Below are 22694 nucleotides of genomic sequence, written 5' to 3' on the forward strand. Positions count from 1 at the left end.
GATGAAGACGTCCCGGTGTGGAGTGGAGCTGCCTGACGGCTCACTTCACAACCAGGAGGTCTTCGTGTCCCACGCTATCCACTCCAACGCGGCCCTGACCCCACGCGCCCGGCTACGGGTGGCCCAGCTCGTCGTCGACCAGCACGTGCCGATCGTGGAGGTCGCAGCCCGGTTCCAGTGCGCCTGGCCCACGGTCAAACGGTGGGCCGACTGGTACGCCGCCGGCGAGGCGATGACCGACCGGTCCAGCCGGCCGCGGTCGATGCCGGCCAAGACCAGCCGGGCGACCACCAAGCGGATCGTGGCGTTGCGGCTGCGCAAGCGCCTGGGCCCGGTCCAGCTGGCCTCCCTGACCGGCGTCGCACCCTCCACCGGCACCGGGTGCTGTCCCGATGCCGCCTGAACCGGCTCAGCCAAGTCGACCGCGCCACCGGTGAGCCGTTGCGCCGCTACGAGCACGAGCACCCGGGCGACTTGCTGCACGTGGACGTCAAGAAGCTCGGCAAGGTCCCCGACGGCGGCGGCTGGCGCTACGTCGGACGCCAACAAGGGTTGCGTAACCGGGCTGCGACCACCGTTCGCACCGGCGCCCTGAGGAGCAAGTACCGCCAGCCGCTGATCGGCACCTGCTACCTGCACACGGTCGTCGATGACCACTCCCGCGTCGCGTACGTCGAAGCCCACGACGACGAGACCAAGGAGACCGCCACCTTGGTGCTGCGCCATGCCGTGGCCTGGTTCGCCGAGCGCGGCTTCACGGTGCGGAAAGTGTTGTCGGACAACGGCGGCGCGTACCGGTCGTTCCTGTGGCGCGACACCTGCGCCGAGCTGGGCATCACCCCGAAACGCACCCGCCCCTACCGGCCTCAGACCAACGGCAAGATCTGTGAACATCAAGAGCGACGCTGCACCGGCCCGGTCTGACCCCGGCCAAGGTATGACCACGGTGTCCTGCGTTCGATTTGTCGGCCGGATCGGTGCAGCGTCATGGTGCGCGCCGGCCAGGCGGAACTGACCTGATAGGAGCTTGGACTAGAAACCCGTCACAGACTTGTCGCCCGCCCGGCCGGTTCGCTCCGCCGTCAGAACAGCCCTAACGGAAGAGCGGAGTCCAGCATGACGATCCAGTCTGTTCCCACGCCAGCGGCCAGCGCCGACCTCGCTGTCATCGGCGGCGTCGACACGCACAAGCACACCCACTACGCCGCCGCGGTCGACAGCCACGGCCGTCTGCTGGGACATCGCGAGTTTCCCGCCAACGACCGGGGATAGCGCGATCTGCTCAGCTGGCTGCCTGCCACGGCACGATCGCCGCGATCGGTGTGGAAAGCACTGGCTCCTTCGGCGCTACGCTGACCCACTTCCTGACCACGCAAGCCGTCCACGTCATCGAGGTCAACCGGCCGAACCGACTGGCGCGGCACATGGACGGCAAGCCCGATCGGCTCGACGCCGAGCAGATCGCTCGAGCCGTGCTCGGACGAACCTCCACCGCAAACCCGAAGGCCAAGTCCGGGACGGTCGAAGTGATCCGGACACTGCGCGTCGCGCGTGCCAGCGCGGTCAAGGCACGCAAGAACACCTTCAACACGCTGTGGGGCGTGATGATCGGAGCGCCTTCGCCGCTGCGGGAGCTGGTCATCTTGACCAAACGGACCCTCGTCAACCGCTGCCACGGACTGCGTCCCGAAACCGATGACCTGTTGTCGCTGTCCGCGTCCCCGGACCGGATGCTGCTCGCTGGCGTGAAGACCGCGCTACGCGAGCTGGCTCGCCGGTGGAAGGCACTCGACGCTGAGATCAAGGCGCTCAACAAGCAGATCGAGGCCCTCGTGCGAGTCGCTGCTCCCGCGCTCGTGCAGCTGCACGGAGTCGGCATCGAGATCGCCGGACAGTTCCTGGTCAGCGCGGGGGACAACCCCGAACGGATCCGCAGCGAAGCCGCCTTCGCCAAGTTCTGCGGGGTCGCGCCACAGCCGGCCAGCAGCGGCCGGACCAGCGGCCGACACCGGCTCAGTCGCGGCGGCGACCGAGCGGCCAACAGCGCCCTGTACATCGTCACCATCGTGCGCATGCGGCACCACCAACCCACTCGCGACTACGTCGCCCGCCGCACCGCCGAAGGGCTCAGCAAACGCGAAATCATCCGCTGCCTCAAGCGCTACATCGCCCGCGAGGTCTTCGCCAACCTGCCCCGCGCCACGGATACCTCCGCCGTCACAGCGCCCGTCGCCCCGGCCGCTTGACGAATATAGGAGCATCGAACGCTTCCACCGCACCCTGGCCGACGGTTGGGCCTTCAAGACGTTCTATCCCTCCGAGGCCGGCCGGCTCGCCGCGCTGGCACCTTGGGTCCACAAGTACAACCACCACCGGCCCCACTCAGCGATCGGAAAGTCGCACCCATCACCAGGCTGGACAACGTGGCTGGGCATCACATCTAGCCGCGACCACCTCGTCTGCGACTACTTCGTCAGGACGACGGTGAAGGTCTTGGCCGGCAGCTTCTTGCCGGTCGTGCTGACCTGGTACGCCGGACGGTTGAAGCCGAGCTTGAGCGCGCTCGTCGTGCCGCGGTCGACCTTGAAGAACACCCAACCGGCCGCACGCTGCGTCCGCTTCACCGGCTTGAGCACGGTCGCGCCGAACCTGCCGCCGAACTCATTCGTCGGGAGCACGGTCTGGGATGGCGAGGAGGCAACAAGCGACAGCATTGCCGGGTCGATCGACGCCGAGTACCGGGAACCGGCGGTGAGGGTGACCCAGACGCCCACGATCTCGAACTGCTTCGCACCCACCGGCTGACCTGACGGCCAAGGGAGATGACGTGCGACACGGCTGGCCGTGATGGTATGTCCGAGGTCGGGGTCCTTCAACCGCGCCAGCATCGGGTTAGACACTAGTTTGTCCACAGTGGACGCGGCAGCGGGCGTCTCCGGCGGCACATTCGTGGGCGTGCTGCTCGAGGCCGCTGTCGTGCTGGCCGAGGCAGTTGAGGCGCCGCCAACGGCATCTGTGGGGTTAGCCGAGATTGGAGACTCGCCGCTACAGGCCGCCAGGGCGACGACGGGGGCGACGAGACCGACGACGGCGAGTCGTCGGAGGTGGGCGCCTGAGGCGGTCGAGGGGCGGGCGAGGGCGGCGGCAGGAGTCTTCATGTCCGCACCAGCATGACCGGGCGCACCGACCCTGAGCAAACTCGGTGCAGACTCGGTGCACCGGCGCGGACGCCGACATCCACCTGCACGTGGGGTGCTTTGCCCCGGTGTGCCCCACTCCTCGGTGTGGCCCGAGTCACGGTGTCCGTCGCTCAGGCACGCTCGGCGGCCAGCCCCCGGTCGCCGGTGCCGGCCGGGTCGGTCTCCTGCCCGGGCTGCGCGAGCCACTCGTCCACCTCGGCGAGGGCGGCCGCGCGGAGTCGGGACGGCATGCGGCTGCCCTCGAGCGAGCCCCGGGCCAGGCCGGCCAGCCCGTCGTCGTCGAAGCCGAGGACGCGGGCAGCGGCGTACTGCGCCGCGAGGCGGGAGCCGAAGAGGAGGGGATCGTCGGCGCCGAGCGCCACCGGGATCCCCGAGTCGACGATGCGGCGAAGCGGCACCTCGGAGGGGTCGGCGTAGACGCCGAGGGCGACGTTGCTGCCCGGGCACACCTCGAGCGTGACGCCGGCCTCGGCGACGGCGTCGAGCACCTGCGGGTCCTCGACGCTGCGCACGCCGTGCCCGATGCGGTCGGGATCGAGGTGCTCCAGCGTCTCCATCACCGACTGGGCGCCGAGCAGCTCACCCCCGTGCGGCACGAGCGCGAGCCCGGCCTTGCGGGCGATGGCGAAGGCCGGGGCGAAGTCGGCCACGAGCCCGCGCCGTTCGTCGTTCGATAGCCCGAAGCCGACGACGTCGCCAGCCTCCTCGCCGGCGTGGTGGGCGGCCAGTCTGGCGAGGGTGCGCGCCTCCAGCGGGTGGCGCATGCGGCTCGCGGCGACGACGACACCGACGCCGATGCGGCCCTCCGACGAGACGGCACGCGCCTCGTCGAGGACGATCTCCAGGGCCGGCGTGATGCCGCCCACGAAGGGTGCGTACGACGTTGGGTCGACCTGGATCTCCAGCCAGCGGGAGCCCTCGGCGGCGTCGTCCTCGGCCGCCTCGCGCACGATGCGACGCATGTCGGCCTCGGTGCGCACGCAGGCACGTGCGGCGTCGTAGAGCCGCTGGAAGCGGAACCAGCCGCGCTCGTCGGTGGCGCGGGCCAGCCGCGGTGGCCACCCCTTCACCAGAGCGTCGGGCAGCCGGATGCCGTGTTGCGCCGCGAGGTCGCGCACGGTTCGGATGCGCATGGAGCCGGTGAAGTGCAGGTGCAGGTGGGCCTTGGGGAGGGTCTCCACCGCACGCGTCATGCGGGCAAGTGTGTCACCCGGCGCTCGCGCCGGACCGGCCGGCCGCGCCCGCCGGCCCGCCCGGCCGGCTACCCGGCATACGGGACAGGGGAGAGCCGCTCAGCGCTCGTCGGGCTCGTCGGCGATCTCGTCGACGACGTGCATCGCAGCCTCCTCGGCCGAGGCGCCGGCGCCGTCGACGCCGACATCGCTGGCCCACGCCTGCTTCTCGTCGTCGTCGTGGGCGCCCTCGTCGTCGGCGACGAGACGTCCGGCGCGCGCGTCGCCGACCTCGTTGTCACCGAGCCAGTCGTCCTCGGCGTCGATCGAGTCGGGGTCGTCGCCGCCGATGCGGTCGTCGTCGAGGCCGCTCTCGTTGTCGGGCCGACCGTAGGCGGAGCTCGGATCGGGCTCCTCCTGGAGGATGCGCTCGTCGATCGTCTCGTCGATCGACTCCTCGTACGCCGTCGTGCCGTGCGCGGTGACGCCCTGCGGCCGGTCGTTGGGGGAGTAGCCGCGGTCGAGGACGTCCTCCAGCTCACCGTCCTCGAGGGTGTCCTCGGGCTGGAGCTGGTCCTCGTCGTCGACGCTGTAGCTGGTGAGGTCGTCGTCGATGTTCTCGTTGTCTTCGCTCATCGGGCGGCTCCTTCGGTGGCGGACTCGGTCGTCGACGCTGCGGCGTCGCTCACGTCCCCTACCCCGGCGGACCGGTCGGCGGTCACCTTCTCGGCGGCGGCGAGGGCGACGCAGGTGGCGATGCCGGCCATGGCGGTGCGCACCTCGTCGAGCACGGGAAAGGTGGGGGCGAGCCGGATGTTGCGGTCGCGCGGGTCGCGCCCGAGCGGGAAGGACGCGCCTGCCGGCGTGAGGGCGATGCCGGCCTCCTTGGCCAGGGCCACGACCCGCGACGCCGTGCCGTCGAGCACGTCGAGGTTGACGAAGTAGCCACCGGTCGGGCGGGTCCACTCGGCCACCTCGAGGCCCTCCAGGCCTTCGGTCAGCGCCTGGTCGACGGCCGCGAACTTGGGCGCGATGATGTCGCGGTGGCCGCGCATGTGGGCCCGCACGCCGTCGGCGTCCTTGAAGAACTCGACGTGCCGCAGGTGGTTGACCTTGTCGGGCCCGATCGAGCTCATCGACAGGTGCCCCAGGTACCACTTCACGTTGGCCTCGCTGGCCGCGAGCACGGCGACGCCGGCGCCGGCGAACGTGATCTTCGACGTCGAGGCGAACATGATCGGGCGGTTCGGGTGTCCCGACGCTGCGGCGAGCGTGAGGATGTCGGCGCTCTTGGCCTCGTCCTCGGTGAGGTGGTGGAAGGCGTAGGCGTTGTCCCAGAAGATCGTGAAGTCGGGGGCCGCGGCGGGCATCGCCGCGAGGCGGGCCGCGACCTCCTGCGACACGACGGCGCCCGACGGGTTGGCGTAGGTCGGCACGATCCAGATGCCCTTGATGCTCGGGTCGTCCTTGACGAGCGCCTCGACCGCGGCGACGTCGGGGCCGTCGTCGTGCATGTCGACGGTGACCATCTCGATGCCGAACGACGCGAGCATCGAGAAGTGGCGGTCGTAGCCCGGGACCGGGCAGACGAAGCGGACCTTCTCCTCCTCCGACCACGGCCGAGGGGAGTCGACGCCGCCGAAGAGCAGGAAGTCGACGATCGTGGAGTACATCATCGTCAGGCTCGAGTTGCCGCCCGCGACGACCTGCGACGGCTCCACCCAGAGCAGCTCGGCGAACATCTCGCGCAGCTCGGCCAGGCCCTCGAGGCCGCCGTAGTTGCGCACGTCGACGCCGGCACGGTCCTTCGTCGTCGACGGCAGCGTCAGCAGGTCGTTCGAGAGGTCGAGCTGCGCGGCCGACGGCTTGCCCCGCGTGAGGTCGAGCTTGAGCCCGCGGGCCTTGAGGGCCGCGTAGGCTTCACGCTGCTCGGCGAGGAAGCCGGCCAGGTCGTCGTGGGACAGGGACGCGAGGGCGGTGCGCGGGTTCGTCACCTTCCCGATCCTGCCACTCGGGTGTGCTCGCGAGCAGCCCGGTCCGTATGCCGGGTGGTGCCCGGGTCGTCCCGGGACAGTGCACGGACAGTGCACGGATGCTGCACGGGTGGTGCGCTCGCCAGGGGGTCGGGCGCGCCGATCGGGCCCGGGCGCGGCTCGGTTGGCTTTGCACTCGGATCGTCCCGTATGATCGACCCTCGGACGGCTTCGCTGGCCATGCTGACGCATGCCGTCCCGCCGCGACCGCCCCAACGGTCACGGCGAAGGGCAATAGCTCAATTGGTAGAGCACTGGTCTCCAAAACCAGCGGTTGGGGGTTCGAGTCCCTCTTGCCCTGCGCATCCCAGTGATGTGGTCGTCGTGCAAGGCGGCACGCGGCTCTCGCCCCGACGTGGACACCCCACGAGCCAGGGCGCTGTCGCGGGCCGAAACCCAGGCAGAAAGAAGGAATCGTGACGGAGACGAGCGCCAAGCGCGGGTCCGGCCGGGCTGACAAGGCCCGTGGCGGCAACCCGGTGTCGCGGTTCCTCGGCGCGATCAGCCTCTTCGTTCGCCAGATCCTCGACGAGCTGCGCAAGGTCGTGCGGCCCACGGGCCCCGAGCTCGTGCGCTACACCACCGTCGTGGTCGTGTTCGTCGTGATCATGATGGCCCTCGTGTCGGGGCTCGACTTCGGTCTGAGCAAGCTGATCTCGTGGGCCCTCACCGGCGCGACGATCTGACGCGCGGGCGCCTCGCCGGCGCCCCGGGATGTCACCGCCAGCCGCCACCGGCTGGTCCACGAGCAAGGAAGTAGGTCAGAGCGTGTCCGAGCAGTTCGCCCACGAGGGCGCCCCGAACGGCGAGAGCACCGGGACCGATGTCGTCGACCCCACGGACCTGTCCGACGAGCTCTCGGCCTCCGACGTCGCCCCGGGTGCTGAGGACGTCGAGGCCACCGACGGGACCACAGTCGAGACCACCGACGAGACCACCGACGAGGCCGCTGAGACCACCGACGCCGACGAGTCCGACGAGACCGTGGACGCCGACGAGGCCGAGGACGCCGACGCCCCCGTCGCCACCGGCAGCGGCGACCCGGTCGCCGACTTCAAGGCCGACCTGCGCAGCCGCTTCGGCGACTGGTTCGTCATCCACTCCTACGCGGGCTACGAGAACCGCGTGAAGGCGAACCTCGAGACGCGCATCCAGACCCTCAACATGGAGGACTTCATCTTCGAGATCGAGGTCCCCATGGAGGAGGTCACCGAGATCAAGAACGGCCAGAAGAAGCAGGTCCGTCGCGTCCGGATGCCCGGGTACGTCCTCGTCCGCATGGACCTCACCGACGAGAGCTGGGGCGCCGTGCGCCACACGCCGGGTGTGACCGGCTTCGTCGGCAACGCGCACCAGCCCGTGCCGCTGTCGATCGACGAGGTCTTCACGATGCTCGCCCCGACCTTCGAGGCCGCCGCCTCCGCCGAGGGCACGGCCGGCGCGAAGTCCAGCGCCCCGAAGGACGTCCGCGTCGTCGACTTCGAGGTCGGCGAGTCGGTCACCGTCATGGAGGGGCCCTTCGAGACCCTTCCCGCCACCATCTCCGAGATCAACACCGACACGCAGAAGCTCAAGGTGCTCGTCTCGATCTTCGGCCGGGAGACCCCGGTCGAGCTCTCCTTCGCCCAGGTCGCCAAGATCTGAGCAAGGTCCCACCACGTTCGGTGCGGCACACCGCACCGGCATGCAACCGGGTCATCGCCCACGGCGTCGGCCCACAACGAAGAAGGTAGGCACCCATGCCCCCCAAGAAGAAGGTCTCCGGCTTCATCAAGCTGCAGATCCAGGCCGGTCAGGCCACCCCCGCCCCGCCCGTCGGCCCGGCCCTCGGCCAGCACGGCGTCAACATCATGGAGTTCGTCAAGGCGTACAACGCCGCGACGGAGTCCCAGCGTGGCAACGTCATCCCGGTCGAGATCACGGTCTACGAGGACCGCTCGTTCACCTTCGTGACGAAGACCCCGCCGGCCGCCGAGCTCATCAAGAAGGCTGCCGGCGTCGCCAAGGGCTCGGGTGAGCCGCACAAGACCAAGGTCGCCAAGCTCTCGCGCGACCAGGTCCTCGAGATCGCCCGCCAGAAGATGGAAGACCTCAACGCCAACGACGAGGAGATGGCGGCGCGCATCATCGCCGGCACCGCTCGCTCGATGGGCATCGACACCGAGCTCTGAGCCCAGCTCTCAGCTCGATCGTCACCCCGGCCGCACGGCATACGGACCGTATGCCGTCGGCCACGTGGGAGGGCCAGCGCTGGCCCGCACCACGACTCCACGAAATCCACGCAAGGAGCAGTTCCATGAAGCGCAGCAAGAACTACCGCGCAGCCGCCGAGCTCGTCCAGCCCGGCAAGGTCTACGCCCCGCTCGAGGCCGTCCGCGTCGCCAAGCAGACCGCGAAGGCCAAGTACGACGAGACCGTCGAGGTCGCGATGCGCCTCGGCGTCGACCCCCGCAAGGCCGACCAGGCCGTCCGCGGCACGGTCAACCTGCCGCACGGCACGGGCAAGACCGCCCGCGTCCTCGTCTTCGCCAACGGCGACAAGGCCGAGGCCGCCCGTGAGGCCGGCGCCGACCACGTCGGCTCCGACGACCTGCTCGAGAAGGTCCAGGGCGGCTGGCTCGACTTCGACGCCGTCGTCGCGACCCCTGACCTCATGGGCAAGGTCGGTCGACTCGGCAAGGTGCTCGGCCCGCGTGGCCTCATGCCGAACCCGAAGACCGGCACCGTGACGATGGACGTCGCCAAGGCCGTCGCCGACATCAAGGGCGGCAAGATCGAGTTCCGCGTCGACAAGCACGCGAACCTCCACTTCATCATCGGCAAGGCGTCCTTCGACGAGGCCAAGCTCGTCGAGAACTACGCCGCTGCCCTCGAGGAGATCCTGCGTCTCAAGCCGGCCAGCTCGAAGGGCCGCTACATCGAGAAGGCCACCGTCTCCACGACGATGGGCCCGGGCATCCCGCTCGACTTCTCCAAGACGCGCAACCTCCTCGTCGAGGAGGAGCAGGCCTGATCGCCTGACCCGACGCACCGAGAGCCCGTCACCCCTGGGGGTGGCGGGCTCTCGCGTTCCCCCATCGAGAGAACGCTTCGTCACCGCGCCGAGCACGGGCCATCCCTGTCAGCCCGATCGAGAGAACACTCCGTCACCGCGCCGCGCACGGGAGCGCCCCCGTCAGTCAGATCGAGAGAACACTCCGTCACCTCGGATCGGTGGGGTGCTCGACGCGATCCGCGGGGTTTGCGCGGGTACGGTCGAAAGATGAGTCGTCTCAGCGCACGCACCACGACACGTTCCCGATGGGTCCTCGGCGCTCTCGTCGTCGGCCTCCCGCTCTCACTGCTCCCCACGACCGCGGGAGCCCAGCCCACGGTGGCGCCGTCACCGCAGCGCGACAGGGGCTGGCACGGCCAGCCGACGACGCTGCCCAAGGCGCCGGTCATGGTCGGGTCCGGCGGGGCGGTCAGCTCCGTCGACCGCGACGCCTCGCAGGTCGGCGTCGACGTGCTGGCACGGGGCGGCAACGCCGCCGACGCCGCCGTCGCGACAGCCGCCGCACTCGGCGTCACGGAGCCCTACAGCGCCGGCATCGGCGGCGGCGGGTTCCTCGTCTACTACGATGCCCGTTCGAAGAAGGTGTCGACCATCGACGGGCGCGAGACGGCTCCGGCGACGTTCACCGACAAGACGTTCACCGACCCTGCGACGGGCAATGCGCTCGACTTCCCGACGGTGGTCAGCTCCGGCCTGTCAGTGGGTGTCCCGGGCACGCCGGCCCTCTGGGCCAAGGCTCTGCGCGACCACGGCACGCTCTCGCTCAACGCCGCGCTCAAGCCGGCCGAGCGGCTGGCGGCGCAGGGCTTCGTCGTCGACCAGACCTTCCGCGACCAGACCGCGCAGAACGCCGACCGCTTCCGGAAGTTCCCCGAGACCCAGCGGGTCTTCCTGCCGGGCAACCAGCCGCCGGTCGTGGGCTCCGTGTTCCGCAACCCCGACATGGCCAAGGCCTACCGCGCGCTGCGCACGCGGGGCACCGACGTGCTCTACCGCGGGCGCCTGGGTGAGGCGATCGTCCGAGAGTCGAACGCGCCGCACACGGCGCCGGGCGTGAGCGTCATGGGCGGGCAGCTGACGTTGCGCGACCTCGCCTCCTACCGGGCGCTGACCAAGGCGCCGATCCACTCGCAGTACAAGGGGTTCGACGTCTACGGGATGCCGGTCCCCAGCTCGGGTGGCATCGCCGTCGCCGAGATCCTCAACCTCCTGACGGCTTACGAGCAGCGCACCGGCGTGACCACGCGCGACGTCGACCAGGTGCAGTACCTCCACCGCTTCTCCGAGGCGTCGGCCACGGCCTTCGCCGACCGCAACCGCTACGTCGGCGACGTGCCGGGCGTCCCCGTCGGTGAGCTGACGAGCACCGGCTTCGCCGGCGAGCGCGCCTGCCTCTTCGACCCGGCCAAGGCCTACTCGCCGCGGCCCATCCCGCCGGGCGTCCCTGACGGCTCATACACCTCGTGCGCCACCGCACCTGTGTCGGCACAGCCCAGCGAGGGGCAGTCGACCACGCACCTGACCGTGGCAGACCGGTGGGGCAACGTCGCCTCGTACACCCTCACCATCGAGCAGACGGGTGGCTCGGGCATCACGGTGCCGGGCTATGGCTTCCTGCTCAACAACGAGCTGACCGACTTCAACTTCGCCCCGACCCAGGGCGACGCGCCCGACCCGAACCTCCCGGGCCCCGGCAAGCGGCCGCGCTCGTCGATGAGCCCGACGATCCTGCTTCAGGACGGCAAGCCGTTCCTCGCCGTCGGCTCTCCGGGTGGGGCCACCATCATCACCTCGGTGTCGCAGACGATCCTCGGCTACCTCGACCGTGGGCTGCCGCTGGTCGACGCCATCGCGGCGCCGCGCCTCAGCTCGCGCAACGGCAGCACCGAGGGCGCAGAACCGGCGATCCTCGACGGGCCCACCGGTGCCGCCCTGACCGCGCTCGGCCACAAGCTCGCATCGGCCGGCACACCGAACGAGATCGGTGCGGTCACGGCGATCCGCAGCCTCGACGGCGGTCTGTTCGAGGCGGCCGCCGAGACGGTGCGCCGCGGCGGTGGCTCGGCGATGGTCGTGCACCCGCGCTGACCGCCCACCGCGACACGCCGCGACGACAAGGAGGCCGTCCCCTCGGGGCGGCCTCCTTCGTCTGTCCGCCGGCGAAAATGGCCATACCGCACAAACAGCAGATGTGTCCCATAACACGCGGGCGGTGGGTCTCGTTTCCGGGCCCATCGGTCAGGGGATCGATGGCAGGGCATCGATGACAGGAGCACGAGCATGAACGGGAAACTCACGGCGATCCTCGTCGGTGCGGCCATCTCGGGGATGGCCGCACCTCTCACCGCCGCACCGGCCACGGCGGCCACGCCGCTGCTCGGGGCCGCCGCGTCCGCCTACGGCAGCTACGTCGTCATCGGCGGGGTGGTGCGCTCCGGACCGACGGCATACGCCGCGATCAGCTGCTCGACCGTGTTCGGCAGGTCGGCGACGGGGTCCGCGGCCGCCGTGGACGGGGCGGCAGGCTCGGTCGGCGTCACGCGCACGAGTGCGACGACGACACGGACGACGACCGGCCACGCGAGCCGGGGGTCGTCCACGACCTCGGGCGTGAACCTCCTCAAGGGTCTGGTCCGCGCCGACAGCGTCACGTCCACGAGCGTCGCGTCGCGCGGGCTGGCAGGCGCGCTGTCCGGCTCGAACCAGTCCCAGCTGGTCGGGCTCAAGGTCGGCGGCCGGGCGCTCAACAGCGTGCCGGCGCCGAACTCGGCCATCACCCTGCGGTCGTCGAGCGGGGCCGCCTTCGCGACCGTCTACCTCAACCAGCAGTCCCGCGGGGTCGTCGGCAACGAGCTGCGGGTCTCCACCACGGCGCTGCGGGTCGTCGTCACCGGCTCGAACGCCCTCGGGCTGCCCATCGGCTCACGGATGGACGTCGGTGTGTCGCGCGCGACGCTCACCGGCCCGGTGAGCGGGCTCGTCGGCGGCTACGGCTACGCCACGTCCGCCAGCTACCCCGACGGCGCCGCATCGTCCAGCCGTACCGCGCTGGCGGGGGTGCCGTGCACCGGAGGCTCCGGTCAGGCGACCCTCGCTGCGGCCACCGTCCCCACCCTGGTGGCGACCGGGACGACGACCACCGATGTGCTCTCGAAGGTCAGCTCGACACAGCGCAGCTCCTGGGTGCGCAACACGATCAGCGCTCCGCGCGTGCTGGGTGGCTTGATCAGCGCCGACGCGATCGTCGCCGAGACCTCGACCCGCCAGGCCGCCCCGGGTGCGGCCCCGGTCCTCACCGACGCCTCCCGCTTCGTGGGACTGCGCATCCAGGGACTCCCGGCCATCTCCGCATCCGTCCCGCCCAACACGGTGCTCACGGTGCCGGGGCTCGGCCGGGTGACGCTGCACAAGGTCGTCCGCACCTCGCGGTCCATCGAGGTGGTCATGGTCGAGATCGTGACCGACCGCGTGCGCGGCAACCTGCCGACGGGGTCGGTGGTGCGGGTCGGCTCGTCCGTCACGTCGCTGCTCTGACCCTCCCTGCACCGACCGGCGCGATCCCTCCGCGAGGCAGCATCGGACAGGCCGGTCGCGACAGCCGTCGCGGCCGGCCTGGCGGTCGCCCGGAGGACGACAGTGAGGCACTGACGGTCAGGCGGGCTTCGCGGTCGGCCAGGGCCAGGCGGTGCAGCCCTTGAGGCCGTAGGTCTGCTGCATCATGACGGGCGCGACCTTGCCCGGTCCGCCGCAGTACGCGTGGGCGTGGCCGATGCCGTGACCCACCTCGTGGTTGACGAGGTAGGTGCGGTAGCCGGCGATGTCGGTGCCGTACGCGTCGGCGCCGAGCACCCACCGGCGCAGGTTGAGCACGACGCGTCCCGTGTTGTGGCAGCTCACCTGGCCGCGGGTCTGCAGCGGCGCGCACAGCTTGTCGGTGGTGTTCGGGCTGGCGAGAGTGATCCGCAGGTCGATGCCTGCCCCCTTCGAGGCTGCGGCGGGGGAGATGTTGACGAACCGAACGCCATCCTTGGCCTGCCACCCCCGGGGGTCGGTCAGGACGGTGCCGACCACAGTGGCCAGCTGCTCGCCGGACACGTCGAGGCCGCCCTCGAGCTCGACCGTGTAGCGCACCGTACGTCCGCCCGACGGGGCCGGGCGCACGGCCTTGGCCGGCACGGCCACGACCGTGAAGCGCCCGGTGCCCGACTCGATGACCGCGCCCTTCGCGTCCTTGCCGTCGTTCGCGGCGCCGGCGCTCGAGCCGGCGGCCGCCTTCGCAGCCGCACCCGTGGTGGCCGCCCCGGTGGCCGACGCGCCGGAACCGGCCGCCTCCTCGCCCGACGACCCAGCCTGTGAGTCGACCTGCGAGTCGGGCACGCGTTCGACCTGGTCGACGGCGACGGCCGGGGCGAACCCCGCGGCCAGGGCCACCCGGTCGACGCTGAAGAGCCCGGCCGGCGTCACCGGCTCGCGGGCTCCCGCGCCCGTCACCGACCAGACGTCCGCGGCGACGCAGAGCATGACGGCCAGACCCGCCCACGTGCGTCGTCGGCGGATCGCCTGCCGTTGACGGGGGGTGGGGCGGCGTTCCACGCTGCCTCGCGCCATACGGGTCACGCTAGGTCACCTACCCGCGTATTGCGAGGAGCGCACCCGTGACGCGCGGGCGCCCGAGCACGTGCGGCCCCGATTTGGTCGGGACGGGGGACTGCCCGTACTCTGGTCCACGACCAATGACCGCCGGTTGGAGGGCGTGGGCAACCACGATCTCTCGAAGGTCCCGCACGATGCGGGCAGCCAGCGCAGGACACTCAGCCTCACGGCATACGTCGAGTATGCCGCTTCGAGCCCCGAGCGCCCTGCGCCGGGGCTCTTCTCGTGCAGGCCCTCCGGGCTCCTTCGCCGGCGTCACCACGCAAGGGAAGGAGGCCCAGATGGCGAACGCCGAGAAGAGCGCAGCCATTGCCGAGATCGCGGACAAGTTCCGTGAGTCCGGTGCGGCCGTTCTCACCGAGTACCGCGGCCTGACCGTGAAGCAGCTCTCCGAGCTGCGCAACTCGATCCGAGAGCACGCCACCTACGCCGTGGTCAAGAACACGCTCACGGAGCTCGCCGCGAAGGAGGCCGGGATCTCGGCCTTCGACGGCCACCTCCAGGGCCCGTCGGCCATCGCCTTCGTCACCGGTGACCCGGTCGAGGCGGCCAAGGGTCTGCGTGACTTCGCCAAGGCACACCCCCTCCTCGTGATCAAGGCCGGCGTCCTCGACGGCAAGGCCTTGTCCCCCGAGGAGATCACGAAGCTCGCGGACCTCGAGTCCCGCGAGGTTCTGCTGGCCAAGCTTGCGGGTGCCATGAAGGGCTCCCTCAACAAGGCCGCCTACCTCTTCGTCGCTCCTCTGTCGCAGACGGCCCGCGTGGTCGACGCCCTGCGCCAGAAGGTCGAGGCGCAGGGTCCCGCCACGCCGGCTGCCGCCGACGAGGCTCCCGCCACGGAGGCTCCGGCCGCCGAGGCAACCACCGACGTCGCCGAGGGTGGCGACGAGAGCTGATCGCGCACCTGCGCACCAGCTCGATTCAACAACACGCCACTCACGGCAATATCTAGGAAGGAAGCCACCATGGCGAAGCTCAGCACCGACGAGCTCCTTGACGCTTTCAAGGAGATGACCCTCATCGAGCTCTCCGAGTTCGTGAAGCAGTTCGAGGAGACCTTCGAGGTCACCGCTGCTGCCCCCGTTGCCGCCGCCCCCGCGGCTGCCGGTGGCGGCGCTGCCGCCGTCGAGGAGGAGGAGAAGGACTCGTTCGACGTCGTTCTCACCGCCGCCGGCGACAAGAAGATCCAGGTCATCAAGGAGGTCCGCGCGCTCACGAGCCTCGGCCTCAAGGAGGCCAAGGACCTCGTCGACGGCGCCCCCAAGCCCGTTCTCGAGGGTGTCGACAAGGCTGCGGCCGAGAAGGCCAAGGAGCAGCTCGAGGGCGCCGGCGCCACCGTCGAGCTCAAGTGAGCCGTCCCGGCTAGCCCGGGGCTCCAGCATCACCGCGAAGGCGGGTCCGACCACCAGGTCGGGCCCGCCTTCGCCGTCTCTCAGGAAGTCTCCTTCCGACGTCACCGAGCGTTCCGGCGTCGTGCGCGGTTCCGTGCCCCTAGGGTTCTCGCGACTCACATCGAATACAGGGAGACAACCGCACATCATGCGCCGACTGCTGGCCGTCACCACGACGGCTCTGACCATTGCCGTCGGGGCGATCCTCGGCCCGATCACCACCACCGCCCACGCAGCCCCGGGCCCGATCCTCAAGGCGTGCACCCACCTCAAGGCGGGCACCGCCTCCGACCGGCTCGCCAACGGTCGGTTCACGCTGCAGGTCAGCCCGGACTTCGTCGAGATCGAGGAGACGGCCTGGATGAGCGGCTCCCGCGGCCGCGACCACACCACGACCGGGACGTGGTTCCGCGACGACCCCACCGGCCGCTACCAGTCCAACACCGACGCGACGCTGCTCGCCTTCCACTGCAACGGGGACCTCGCGCTGCGCCACTCGAACGGTGCGCTGCTGTGGCACTCGAACACCGCGAACAAGGGTGCGGCCACCCTCGCGCTGACGAGCGGCGGCAACCTCGTCATGACGACCTCCGCCGGCAAGGTGGTCTGGCAGAGCGGTTCGGGCAGCACGCTGCTGCCGGCGAACTCCATCCTGCGCAGCAACTCGCGGCTCGTGAACGCCTGGGGCGACCAGCAGGGCGAGCCGGTGCGCACGCTGAGCATGCAGACGAACGGCAACCTCGTCTACCGCGTCGGGTCGACGGTGCGCTGGCAGACGCGCACCGGTGTCGCCGGCTCGCACGCGGCCGTGACCACCCGGGCCCAGCTGATCGTCGTCGCCCCCGACGGCCGCGTGCTGTGGAGCAGCGGCAAGACCGGCTCGAGCTACTCGGTCCTCAACGCCGGACCGCTCTGGATCGAGCAGTTCTACCCGTCGCTGGCGACCGTGTGGTGGTCAGGCATCGCCTGAGCCGGGCCACCGCCGCGGTCGAGGTGGTCCGCGACCGTTTGCCGTCGCGGATCACCTCGAACCGTGTGCAGACGCCGCGTGTCAGTGCGTGTGGGCCAGGGCATCCTCGAGCGCTGCCAGCACGAGGGCGACACGGTCGGGGCGGGCGTTGTGGCCCATGAGGCCGATGCGCCAGACCGTGGAGGCGAACTCGCCGACGCCGGCTCCGATCTCGAGGTTGTGCCGCTCGAGCAGGTAGCCGCGAACGGCCGCCGAGTCGACCCCGTCGGGCACCCGCACCGTCGTTAGCTCCGGCAGGCGTGAGCCCTCCTGCGCGAACAGCTCGAGGCCCATCTCCTCGAGACCGTCCTGCAGGAGACGGCCGGCCTCGGCGTGACGGTCCCACACCTTCTCGAGCCCCTCGTCGGCGATGCGGCGCAGCCCGGCGTGCAGGCTCGCGACCATCGCCGTCGGGGCGGTGTGGTGATAGGTGCGCTTGCCCGCGCCGGAGGCCTCTCCGACGTAGCCGCCGAGCAGCCCGAGGTCGAGGTACCACGACGACGGCTTCTCGACGCGGCGCTCGAACGCGCGGTCGCTGATCGTGAAGGGGGCGAGGCCGGGGGCGACGCCGAGACACTTCTGGGTGCCGGCGTAGCCGATGTCGACGCCCCAGTCGTCAGCGCGCAGCTCGATGCCGCCGATGCTCGTCACGGCGTCGACGAGGAGCAGGGCGTCGCCCTTGACCGCGCCGAGCGCGGCGATGTCGGAGCGGACGCCGGTCGAGGTCTCGGCGTGCACGGCGGCGATGATCTTCGGCGACGGGTGGGCGGCGGCGACGCGCTCGGCGTCGACGGGGGTACCCCAGGCGTGGTCGACCCGGACGACCTCGGCGCCGTGCCGACCGGCCACGTCGACCATGCGCTCACCGAAGAGCCCGTTGACGGCGACGACGACGACGTCGCCGGGGGAGACGGTGTTGACGAAGGCGGCCTCCATACCGGCCGAGCCCGTGGCCGAGAGCGGGAGCGTACGACGGTTGTCGGTGCCCCAGACGTACCTCAGCAGGTCGCACGTCTCGTCCATCACCGCGAGGAAGTCGGGGTCGAGGTGGCCGAGCAGGGGCGCCGCGAGCGCGAGGGTGGCCTCGGGGTAGGGGTTGCAGGGGCCCGGCCCGAAGAGGTGGCGCTCGGCGACGGGGCGGGGCGAGGTGGTGGGGGGCGTGGTCGTCATCAGAATGCGGCTCCGGGGTTGAGGATGCCCTGCGGGTCGAGGGCGTTCTTGATGCGGTGGGTGAGGGCCATGACGTCAGGGCCGAGCTGCTCGGGCAGGGCCGCGCGCTTGAGACGGCCGACCCCGTGCTCGCCGGTGATCGTGCCGCCGAGGCTGATCGCGAGGCTCATCACCTCGGAGAAGGCCAGGGCCGCCCGATCCTTGGCGTCGGGGTCGCCCGGCGGGTGCACGACGATCGGGTGCGTGTTGCCGTCGCCGGCGTGGGCGACGACCGGGATCTCGACCTCGCGCCGTCTCGCGATCGCCGCGATGCCGGTGAGCAGCTCGGGCAGGCGGGGCACGGGCACGCCGACGTCCTCGAGCATGATGGCGCCGCGCCGCTCGATGGCGACGATCGCCGACCGGCGTGCGGCGACGAACATCTCGCCCTCGTCGGCGTCGGTCGTGGTGAAGCACTCGCGGGCGCCGCCGGCGGAGCAGATGCGCTCCATCTCGGCGATCTCCTCACCGCGCGCCGCACCCGGCGCATCGGACTGCGCGAGCAGCATCGCACCGGCGCTGCGGTCGAGGCCCATGCTGCGGTGGTCCTCGACGGCGTTGATCGAGGCCTGGTCCATGAGCTCCATCATCGAGGCCCGCAGGCTGGCGCCGATGGCGACGACGACGCGTGCGGCCGCCTCGACGTCGTCGAAGGTGGCGACGAGCGTGGCGGGTGGTGCCTGCGCGGGGACGAGCCGCAGGGTCGCGCGGGTCACGACGCCCAGGGTGCCCTCGCTCCCCACGAAGAGCTTGACGAGCGAGAGGCCGGCGCTGTCCTTGACCCGCTGGCCGCCCAGCCGCACGAGCGTTCCGTCAGCGAGCACGACGTCCAGGCCGAGCACGTAGTCGGTGGTGACGCCGTACTTCACGCAGCACAGGCCACCCGCGTTCGTCGCGACGTTGCCGCCGATCGAGCAGATCTCGAAGGAGGACGGGTCGGGTGGGTACCACAGGCCGTGCTGCGCCGCAGCCCGCTTGACCTCGGCGTTGAGGGCCCCCGGCTCGACGACGGCCGTCCGCGTCGTCGGGTCGATCTCGACGGCGCGCATCCGCTCGAGGCTCAGCACGATGCAGCCGTCGACGGCGTTGGCGCCACCCGACAGGCCGCTGCCCGCGCCGCGGGGCACCACGGGTATGCCGTGTGCGCCGGCCCAGCGCACCGTCGCCTGCACGTCGGCCGCCGATGTGGCCCGCACCACCGCGAGCGGTGTGCCTGCCCCGGCGTCGGCCGTGTAGTCGAAGCGGTAGGCGGCGGTGCTGTCGGGCTCGGTCAGCAGCGCGCCCGGAGCCAGCGTCGCGGCGAGGTCGTCGAGGGCGGGCAGGTCGGGAGCGTCCTTGCTCACTGTCGTCACCCACCCACCGTAACCACGAGCGGGCCGCCCGGGCCGCAGTGGATCGGGCCGGCCATGCGCACCCGGAGGCGCGCGCAGGCCCCGTCCTCCACCAGCGGCAGGTCGGGCACGACCGGCCCCTCGCCACCTTGAGGCATCGACACCCCGGATGCGCCGCACCGACGCCCGCAGGATTCTGCTGCGCTGCCGGGTAGGTTTGCCCGCATGGGATGGCTGTCGCGCACGTTCAGGTCTGGCGATGACACCTCGGCGTCCGCGCCGGCTGCGCCGCAGGAGCACCCCGAGTCCCCTGCCGGCCAGTCGGGTCCGCCCGTCCCCCTCGCGCCCCATCCCGTGCCCGTCGGCGTGGCCGCCGGGGCCGGGGCCGCTCCGACGCCCGACCCCGTGCCGGCACCGGCACCCGACCGGTCCTCCACGGCGGCCGGCCGCTACGGCCAGCTGGTGAGCGTCACCCACTTCGACACGGCTCCGCCCGAGCTCGAGTGGCAGCTGCCCCTCAACGGCGAGCTCTACCGGCTCATGCCCGGCTCCGACCGACCCGACTACTCGCTCTTCGTGCTCGAGAGGCCCGTGCACTTCTACCCGGGCGACGGCTTCGACGTAGGACGGGTCGAGCCGGAGCAGCGGGTCGAGGACCGCAAGGGCCGGCCCATGGTGCGGGTCCACGCGATGCTGCTCTGCGCCCGCTTCGTCGGGCAGCAGCTGCACCCGGGCATGAAGGACCTCGCGGTCAACCTCGCGTACGTCATCGACAACTCGCTCGCGCGCGACGCCGAGGTCGACTTCGGCAAGATCGAGTTCGCGGCCGTCGGTTTCCTCAGCGAAGGACACTCCACCCGGCCCGGCGACGCCGCCACACGGCATACGGCGACGGGTGCGAGCGACGACGGTGGCGTCGGCGCCGTGCTCGACGAGGTCGGGGCCGTGCTCCGCCAGGGCATCGAGGCCCAGCGCGGCACGTCCGTGCAGCGCCTGACCGCAGCCCTGACCCTCGACGCCGACCACCGCCTGACCGGCCTGTCCGGCAACGCGGACGGCCAGGCCCCGGTGCCCACTCCCGACACCTTCACCCGGTTGGCCGACGTGCTGGCGCGCCTGGGCCACCAGGGCGGCACGGGTGGGCCGGGCGTCGCGGCGTTCACGGTGCGCGTCGAGGGCGACACGGTGAGCCACGAGGTGACCGCCACCCGCTGACGTCAGGCGCGGGCGGCCTCGTGGTAGCCGCGCACCTGTGAGGGGTCGACGAGCCGGCCGACGCTGATCTCCCAGACCGAGCCGTCGAAGCTCTCGAAGACGAGCAGCAGGTCGTCGCCGTGGGTGAACTCGACGAAGTCGCACGTCCCGCGGGTGCCGGTGCCGGTATCGCCCTCGGCGGTGTAGGTCAGCGAGCCGGACTGGAGGAGGGTCCAGTCGCGGCCGTCGAGCGTCATCCCGGCGAGGTCGGGGTCGCCGAAGAGGTCGCCACGCAGGCGCCAGTGGATGATCGAGGTGGCACCGCGCGGTCGCAGAGACACCCACTCACGGGGCCCGGACGCGGTGATGCAGTGCTCGCCCCAGACGATGCCGTCGAGGTCGAAGCGCAGGCTGCCGACGACGCGGTGGCGCGTGCCCTCGACCTCGAGCACGGCGCCGGGACCGACCTGCGACTCGCGCAGCTCCGCTCGCATGCACCCCTCCTCCGTGACGGTGCACACAGGGTAACCACCGCCGACCCGCCGCAGGGGCAAACCGAACTCGCGCGTAACTTCCGCCCGCCGCCCTCGTTTCCCCCGTAGCCGAGTCGAGACGGCAAGAGAGATATAGGTGGATGCCACATGGGTGTGGAGATCGCGGTCACCGGGCTGACCAAGACCTTCGGGTCGCAGACGATCTGGCGGGACGTGACCCTCACGCTTCCCGCGGGTGAGATCTCGGTCATGCTGGGCCCCTCGGGCACCGGCAAGTCCGTCTTCCTCAAGACGCTCGTGGGGCTGCTCAAGCCCGACACGGGCTCGATCGTCATCAACGGCCGTGACCTGACGCGGCTGCGCGAGCACGACCTCTACGAGGTGCGCAAGCTCTTCGGAGTGCTCTTCCAGGACGGCGCGCTCTTCGGGTCGATGAACCTCTACGACAACATCGCGTTCCCCCTCCGCGAGCACACGAAGAAGACCGAGGCGGAGATCAAGCGGATCGTCGGCGAGAAGATCGACCTGGTCGGTCTGCAGGGCGCCGAGGGCAAGCTGCCCGGCGAGATCTCCGGCGGCATGCGCAAGCGCGCGGGCCTCGCCCGGGCTCTGGTGCTCGACCCCGAGATCATCCTCTTCGACGAGCCCGACTCGGGCCTCGACCCGGTGCGCACCGCGTACCTCAACCAGCTCATCGTCGACCTCAACGCGCAGATCGAGGCGACCTTCCTCATCGTCACGCACGACATCAACACCGCCCGCACGGTGCCCGACAACATCGGGCTGCTCTACCACCGGCACCTGGCGATGTTCGGCCCGCGCGAGATGCTGCTCAGCTCCGAGGAGCCGGTCGTGCGCCAGTTCCTCAACGCCCAGCGCGTCGGGCCCATCGGCATGTCCGAGGAGAAGGACGCCGACGAGCTGGCGGCCGAGTCCGGCCAGGAGCTGCCGCCCCTGCCGCCGATCGCGCTCCAGCTGCCGACGAGCGACGGCTCCGTGCGGCGCACGGCGCGCCCCGCGGGTGAGTGGTGCCGCCAGAACGGCGTCACCCCGCCGCCCGGGTCGTTCGAGACCTCGACCGTCGCCGCCGGCGCCATCGCGTCGCCGTCGCCGGCTGCCGCCACCCCGGGCCCGTATGCCGGCTCGCCCGCGTTCGCGGGGGAGGTGGGCTGACGTGGCCGCACCCCTCACCGGCGCGCTGCGCCAGTCGGGCTCGCTCTTCGCGCTCGCGCTCGACGTGTTCCGGGCGCTGCCCAAGCGCCCGTTCCAGCTCAAGGAGTTCATCCAGCAGGCGTGGTTCATCGCGAGCGTCACGATCCTGCCGACCGCGCTCGTGTCGATCCCGTTCGGTGCGGTCATCGCGCTGCAGCTCGGCACCCTGACCCGTCAGCTCGGCGCGCAGTCCTACACCGGCGCCGCGAGCGTGCTCGCGGTGCTGCGCGAGGCCAGCCCGATCGTCACCGCCTTGCTGATCGCCGGGGCCGGCGGCTCGGCCATCTGCGCCGACCTCGGCTCGCGCAAGATCCGCGAGGAGATCGACGCGATGGAGGTGCTCGGCATCAGCCCGATCCAGCGCCTGGTCGTGCCGCGCGTGCTCGCCTCGATGCTCGTCGCGGTGCTGCTCAACGGCCTCGTGTCGGTCGTCGGCGTCGTCGGCGGCTACGTCTTCAACGTCATCGTCCAGGGCGGCACGCCCGGCGCGTACATCGCGAGCTTCACCGCGTTGGCCCAGCTGCCCGACCTCTGGACCGCCGAGATCAAGGCGCTCATCTTCGGGGCGATCGCGGCGGTGGTCGCGGCCTACAAGGGCCTGGGCGCCGGAGGTGGCCCGAAGGGGGTCGGCGACGCGGTCAACCAGAGCGTCGTCATCACCTTCATGCTCCTGTTCGTCGTCAACTTCGTCATCACGGCCGTGTACTTCCAAGTCGTCCCGCAGAAGATCTGAGAACTGAC

The 22694-nt window shown here is 71.0% G+C and carries 22 protein-coding genes, 1 tRNA gene and 2 pseudogenes; 17 read left to right on the forward strand and 8 right to left on the reverse strand.

Annotated features, from left to right (window positions below):
• Positions 1-76 precede the first annotated feature (76 nt).
• The 4 genes and pseudogenes from ACYVNR_RS05890 to ACYVNR_RS05905 form a co-directional block, all read left to right on the forward strand.
• A pseudogene (locus ACYVNR_RS05890) lies at positions 77-885 on the forward strand (IS481 family transposase); the annotation flags it as partial.
• A gap of 231 nt (positions 886-1116) precedes the next feature.
• Positions 1117-1272: a hypothetical protein gene (locus tag ACYVNR_RS05895; protein WP_461047224.1), complete on the forward strand. Its 156-nt coding sequence runs from the start codon at positions 1117-1119 to the stop codon at positions 1270-1272.
• A gap of 14 nt (positions 1273-1286) precedes the next feature.
• Positions 1287-2246: an IS110 family RNA-guided transposase gene (locus ACYVNR_RS05900; RefSeq protein ID WP_461048284.1), complete on the forward strand. Its 960-nt coding sequence runs from the start codon at positions 1287-1289 to the stop codon at positions 2244-2246.
• A 13-nt stretch (positions 2247-2259) separates the two neighbouring features.
• Positions 2260-2444: pseudogene (locus tag ACYVNR_RS05905) on the forward strand (integrase core domain-containing protein); the annotation flags it as partial.
• A 21-nt stretch (positions 2445-2465) separates the two neighbouring features.
• Here ACYVNR_RS05905 and ACYVNR_RS05910 read toward each other — a convergent pair.
• From ACYVNR_RS05910 to ACYVNR_RS05925, 4 genes are all read right to left on the reverse strand, one after another.
• The gene (locus tag ACYVNR_RS05910; RefSeq protein ID WP_461047226.1) at positions 2466-2798 is read right to left on the reverse strand and encodes a hypothetical protein; all 333 of its coding nucleotides are present in this window, start codon (positions 2796-2798) and stop codon (positions 2466-2468) included.
• A gap of 512 nt (positions 2799-3310) precedes the next feature.
• Positions 3311-4393 carry an adenosine deaminase gene (locus tag ACYVNR_RS05915; protein WP_461047228.1) on the reverse strand — a complete coding sequence of 361 codons (1083 nt, stop codon included), beginning with the start codon at positions 4391-4393 and terminating at the stop codon, positions 3311-3313.
• A 99-nt stretch (positions 4394-4492) separates the two neighbouring features.
• Positions 4493-5008, reverse strand: coding sequence for a DUF5709 domain-containing protein (locus tag ACYVNR_RS05920; protein WP_458798583.1), 516 nt, complete (start codon positions 5006-5008; stop codon positions 4493-4495).
• Entirely contained in the window at positions 5005-6366 is a 1362-nt protein-coding gene (locus tag ACYVNR_RS05925) for an aminotransferase class I/II-fold pyridoxal phosphate-dependent enzyme (RefSeq protein ID WP_461047230.1), read from the reverse strand. The genes ACYVNR_RS05920 and ACYVNR_RS05925 overlap by 4 nt, the downstream gene beginning before the upstream one ends.
• A 267-nt stretch (positions 6367-6633) precedes the next feature.
• On the opposite strand from ACYVNR_RS05925, the gene ACYVNR_RS05930 reads away from it, so the two are divergent.
• The 7 genes from ACYVNR_RS05930 (at position 6634) to ACYVNR_RS05960 (ending at position 12994) form a co-directional block, all read left to right on the forward strand.
• Positions 6634-6706 (forward strand) — tRNA-Trp (locus ACYVNR_RS05930).
• Positions 6707-6821: 115 nt separating this feature from the next.
• Entirely contained in the window at positions 6822-7091 is a 270-nt protein-coding gene (secE, locus tag ACYVNR_RS05935) for a preprotein translocase subunit SecE (protein ID WP_045191936.1), read from the forward strand.
• Positions 7092-7173: 82 nt separating this feature from the next.
• Positions 7174-8049, forward strand: a complete 876-nt coding sequence (nusG, locus tag ACYVNR_RS05940) for a transcription termination/antitermination protein NusG (RefSeq protein WP_461047232.1) — start codon at positions 7174-7176, stop codon at positions 8047-8049.
• Positions 8050-8144: 95 nt separating this feature from the next.
• The gene (rplK, locus tag ACYVNR_RS05945) at positions 8145-8576 is read left to right on the forward strand and encodes a 50S ribosomal protein L11 (protein ID WP_030194100.1); all 432 of its coding nucleotides are present in this window, start codon (positions 8145-8147) and stop codon (positions 8574-8576) included.
• 125 nt (positions 8577-8701) lie between these two features.
• Positions 8702-9418 carry a 50S ribosomal protein L1 gene (gene rplA / locus ACYVNR_RS05950; protein WP_045191934.1) on the forward strand — a complete coding sequence of 239 codons (717 nt, stop codon included), beginning with the start codon at positions 8702-8704 and terminating at the stop codon, positions 9416-9418.
• A gap of 249 nt (positions 9419-9667) precedes the next feature.
• A complete protein-coding gene (ggt, locus tag ACYVNR_RS05955; protein ID WP_461047235.1) occupies positions 9668-11548 on the forward strand; it encodes a gamma-glutamyltransferase in 1881 nt (626 codons plus the stop codon).
• A 192-nt stretch (positions 11549-11740) separates the two neighbouring features.
• On the forward strand, positions 11741-12994 hold the full coding sequence (locus ACYVNR_RS05960; RefSeq protein WP_461047237.1) for a choice-of-anchor P family protein: 1254 nt from the start codon (positions 11741-11743) through the stop codon (positions 12992-12994).
• A gap of 117 nt (positions 12995-13111) precedes the next feature.
• Here ACYVNR_RS05960 and ACYVNR_RS05965 read toward each other — a convergent pair whose 3' ends face one another.
• The gene (locus ACYVNR_RS05965; protein WP_461047239.1) at positions 13112-14068 is read right to left on the reverse strand and encodes a DUF3152 domain-containing protein; all 957 of its coding nucleotides are present in this window, start codon (positions 14066-14068) and stop codon (positions 13112-13114) included.
• Positions 14069-14394: 326 nt separating this feature from the next.
• Here ACYVNR_RS05965 and rplJ point away from each other — a divergent pair, with 326 nt between their 5' ends.
• The 3 genes from rplJ (at position 14395) to ACYVNR_RS05980 (ending at position 16474) form a co-directional block, all read left to right on the forward strand.
• Positions 14395-15009 (forward strand): 50S ribosomal protein L10, encoded by a 615-nt coding sequence (rplJ, locus tag ACYVNR_RS05970; protein WP_045191931.1) that lies wholly within the window; start codon positions 14395-14397, stop codon positions 15007-15009.
• Between the two features lie 69 nt (positions 15010-15078).
• Positions 15079-15465 (forward strand): 50S ribosomal protein L7/L12, encoded by a 387-nt coding sequence (gene rplL / locus ACYVNR_RS05975; protein WP_045191930.1) that lies wholly within the window; start codon positions 15079-15081, stop codon positions 15463-15465.
• Between the two features lie 187 nt (positions 15466-15652).
• Positions 15653-16474, forward strand: coding sequence for a hypothetical protein (locus ACYVNR_RS05980; RefSeq protein WP_461047241.1), 822 nt, complete (start codon positions 15653-15655; stop codon positions 16472-16474).
• An 81-nt stretch (positions 16475-16555) separates the two neighbouring features.
• Here the strand turns inward: ACYVNR_RS05980 and ACYVNR_RS05985 are convergent, their stop codons facing one another.
• Together ACYVNR_RS05985 and ACYVNR_RS05990 are read right to left on the reverse strand one after the other, a co-directional pair.
• Complete coding sequence (locus ACYVNR_RS05985) at positions 16556-17683, reverse strand: pyridoxal-phosphate-dependent aminotransferase family protein (RefSeq protein WP_461047243.1); 1128 nt, start codon at positions 17681-17683, stop codon at positions 16556-16558.
• The gene (locus ACYVNR_RS05990) at positions 17683-19065 is read right to left on the reverse strand and encodes an FAD-binding oxidoreductase (protein WP_461048285.1); all 1383 of its coding nucleotides are present in this window, start codon (positions 19063-19065) and stop codon (positions 17683-17685) included. The genes ACYVNR_RS05985 and ACYVNR_RS05990 overlap by 1 nt, the downstream gene beginning before the upstream one ends.
• Positions 19066-19278: 213 nt before the next feature.
• Between ACYVNR_RS05990 and ACYVNR_RS05995 the strand changes: the two genes are divergently transcribed.
• Complete coding sequence (locus ACYVNR_RS05995; RefSeq protein ID WP_461047245.1) at positions 19279-20268, forward strand: hypothetical protein; 990 nt, start codon at positions 19279-19281, stop codon at positions 20266-20268.
• A 2-nt stretch (positions 20269-20270) separates the two neighbouring features.
• Here the strand turns inward: ACYVNR_RS05995 and ACYVNR_RS06000 are convergent, their stop codons facing one another.
• On the reverse strand, positions 20271-20741 hold the full coding sequence (locus tag ACYVNR_RS06000; protein ID WP_461047247.1) for a DUF4178 domain-containing protein: 471 nt from the start codon (positions 20739-20741) through the stop codon (positions 20271-20273).
• Between the two features lie 147 nt (positions 20742-20888).
• Between ACYVNR_RS06000 and ACYVNR_RS06005 the strand changes: the two genes are divergently transcribed.
• Together ACYVNR_RS06005 and ACYVNR_RS06010 are read left to right on the forward strand one after the other, a co-directional pair.
• Complete coding sequence (locus tag ACYVNR_RS06005) at positions 20889-21914, forward strand: ABC transporter ATP-binding protein (protein ID WP_461047249.1); 1026 nt, start codon at positions 20889-20891, stop codon at positions 21912-21914.
• Between the two features lies 1 nt (position 21915).
• Positions 21916-22686, forward strand: a complete 771-nt coding sequence (locus tag ACYVNR_RS06010; protein WP_461047251.1) for an MlaE family ABC transporter permease — start codon at positions 21916-21918, stop codon at positions 22684-22686.
• Positions 22687-22694: the final 8 nt, after the last annotated feature.

The sequence above is a fragment of the Terrabacter koreensis genome, from assembly GCF_054783315.1.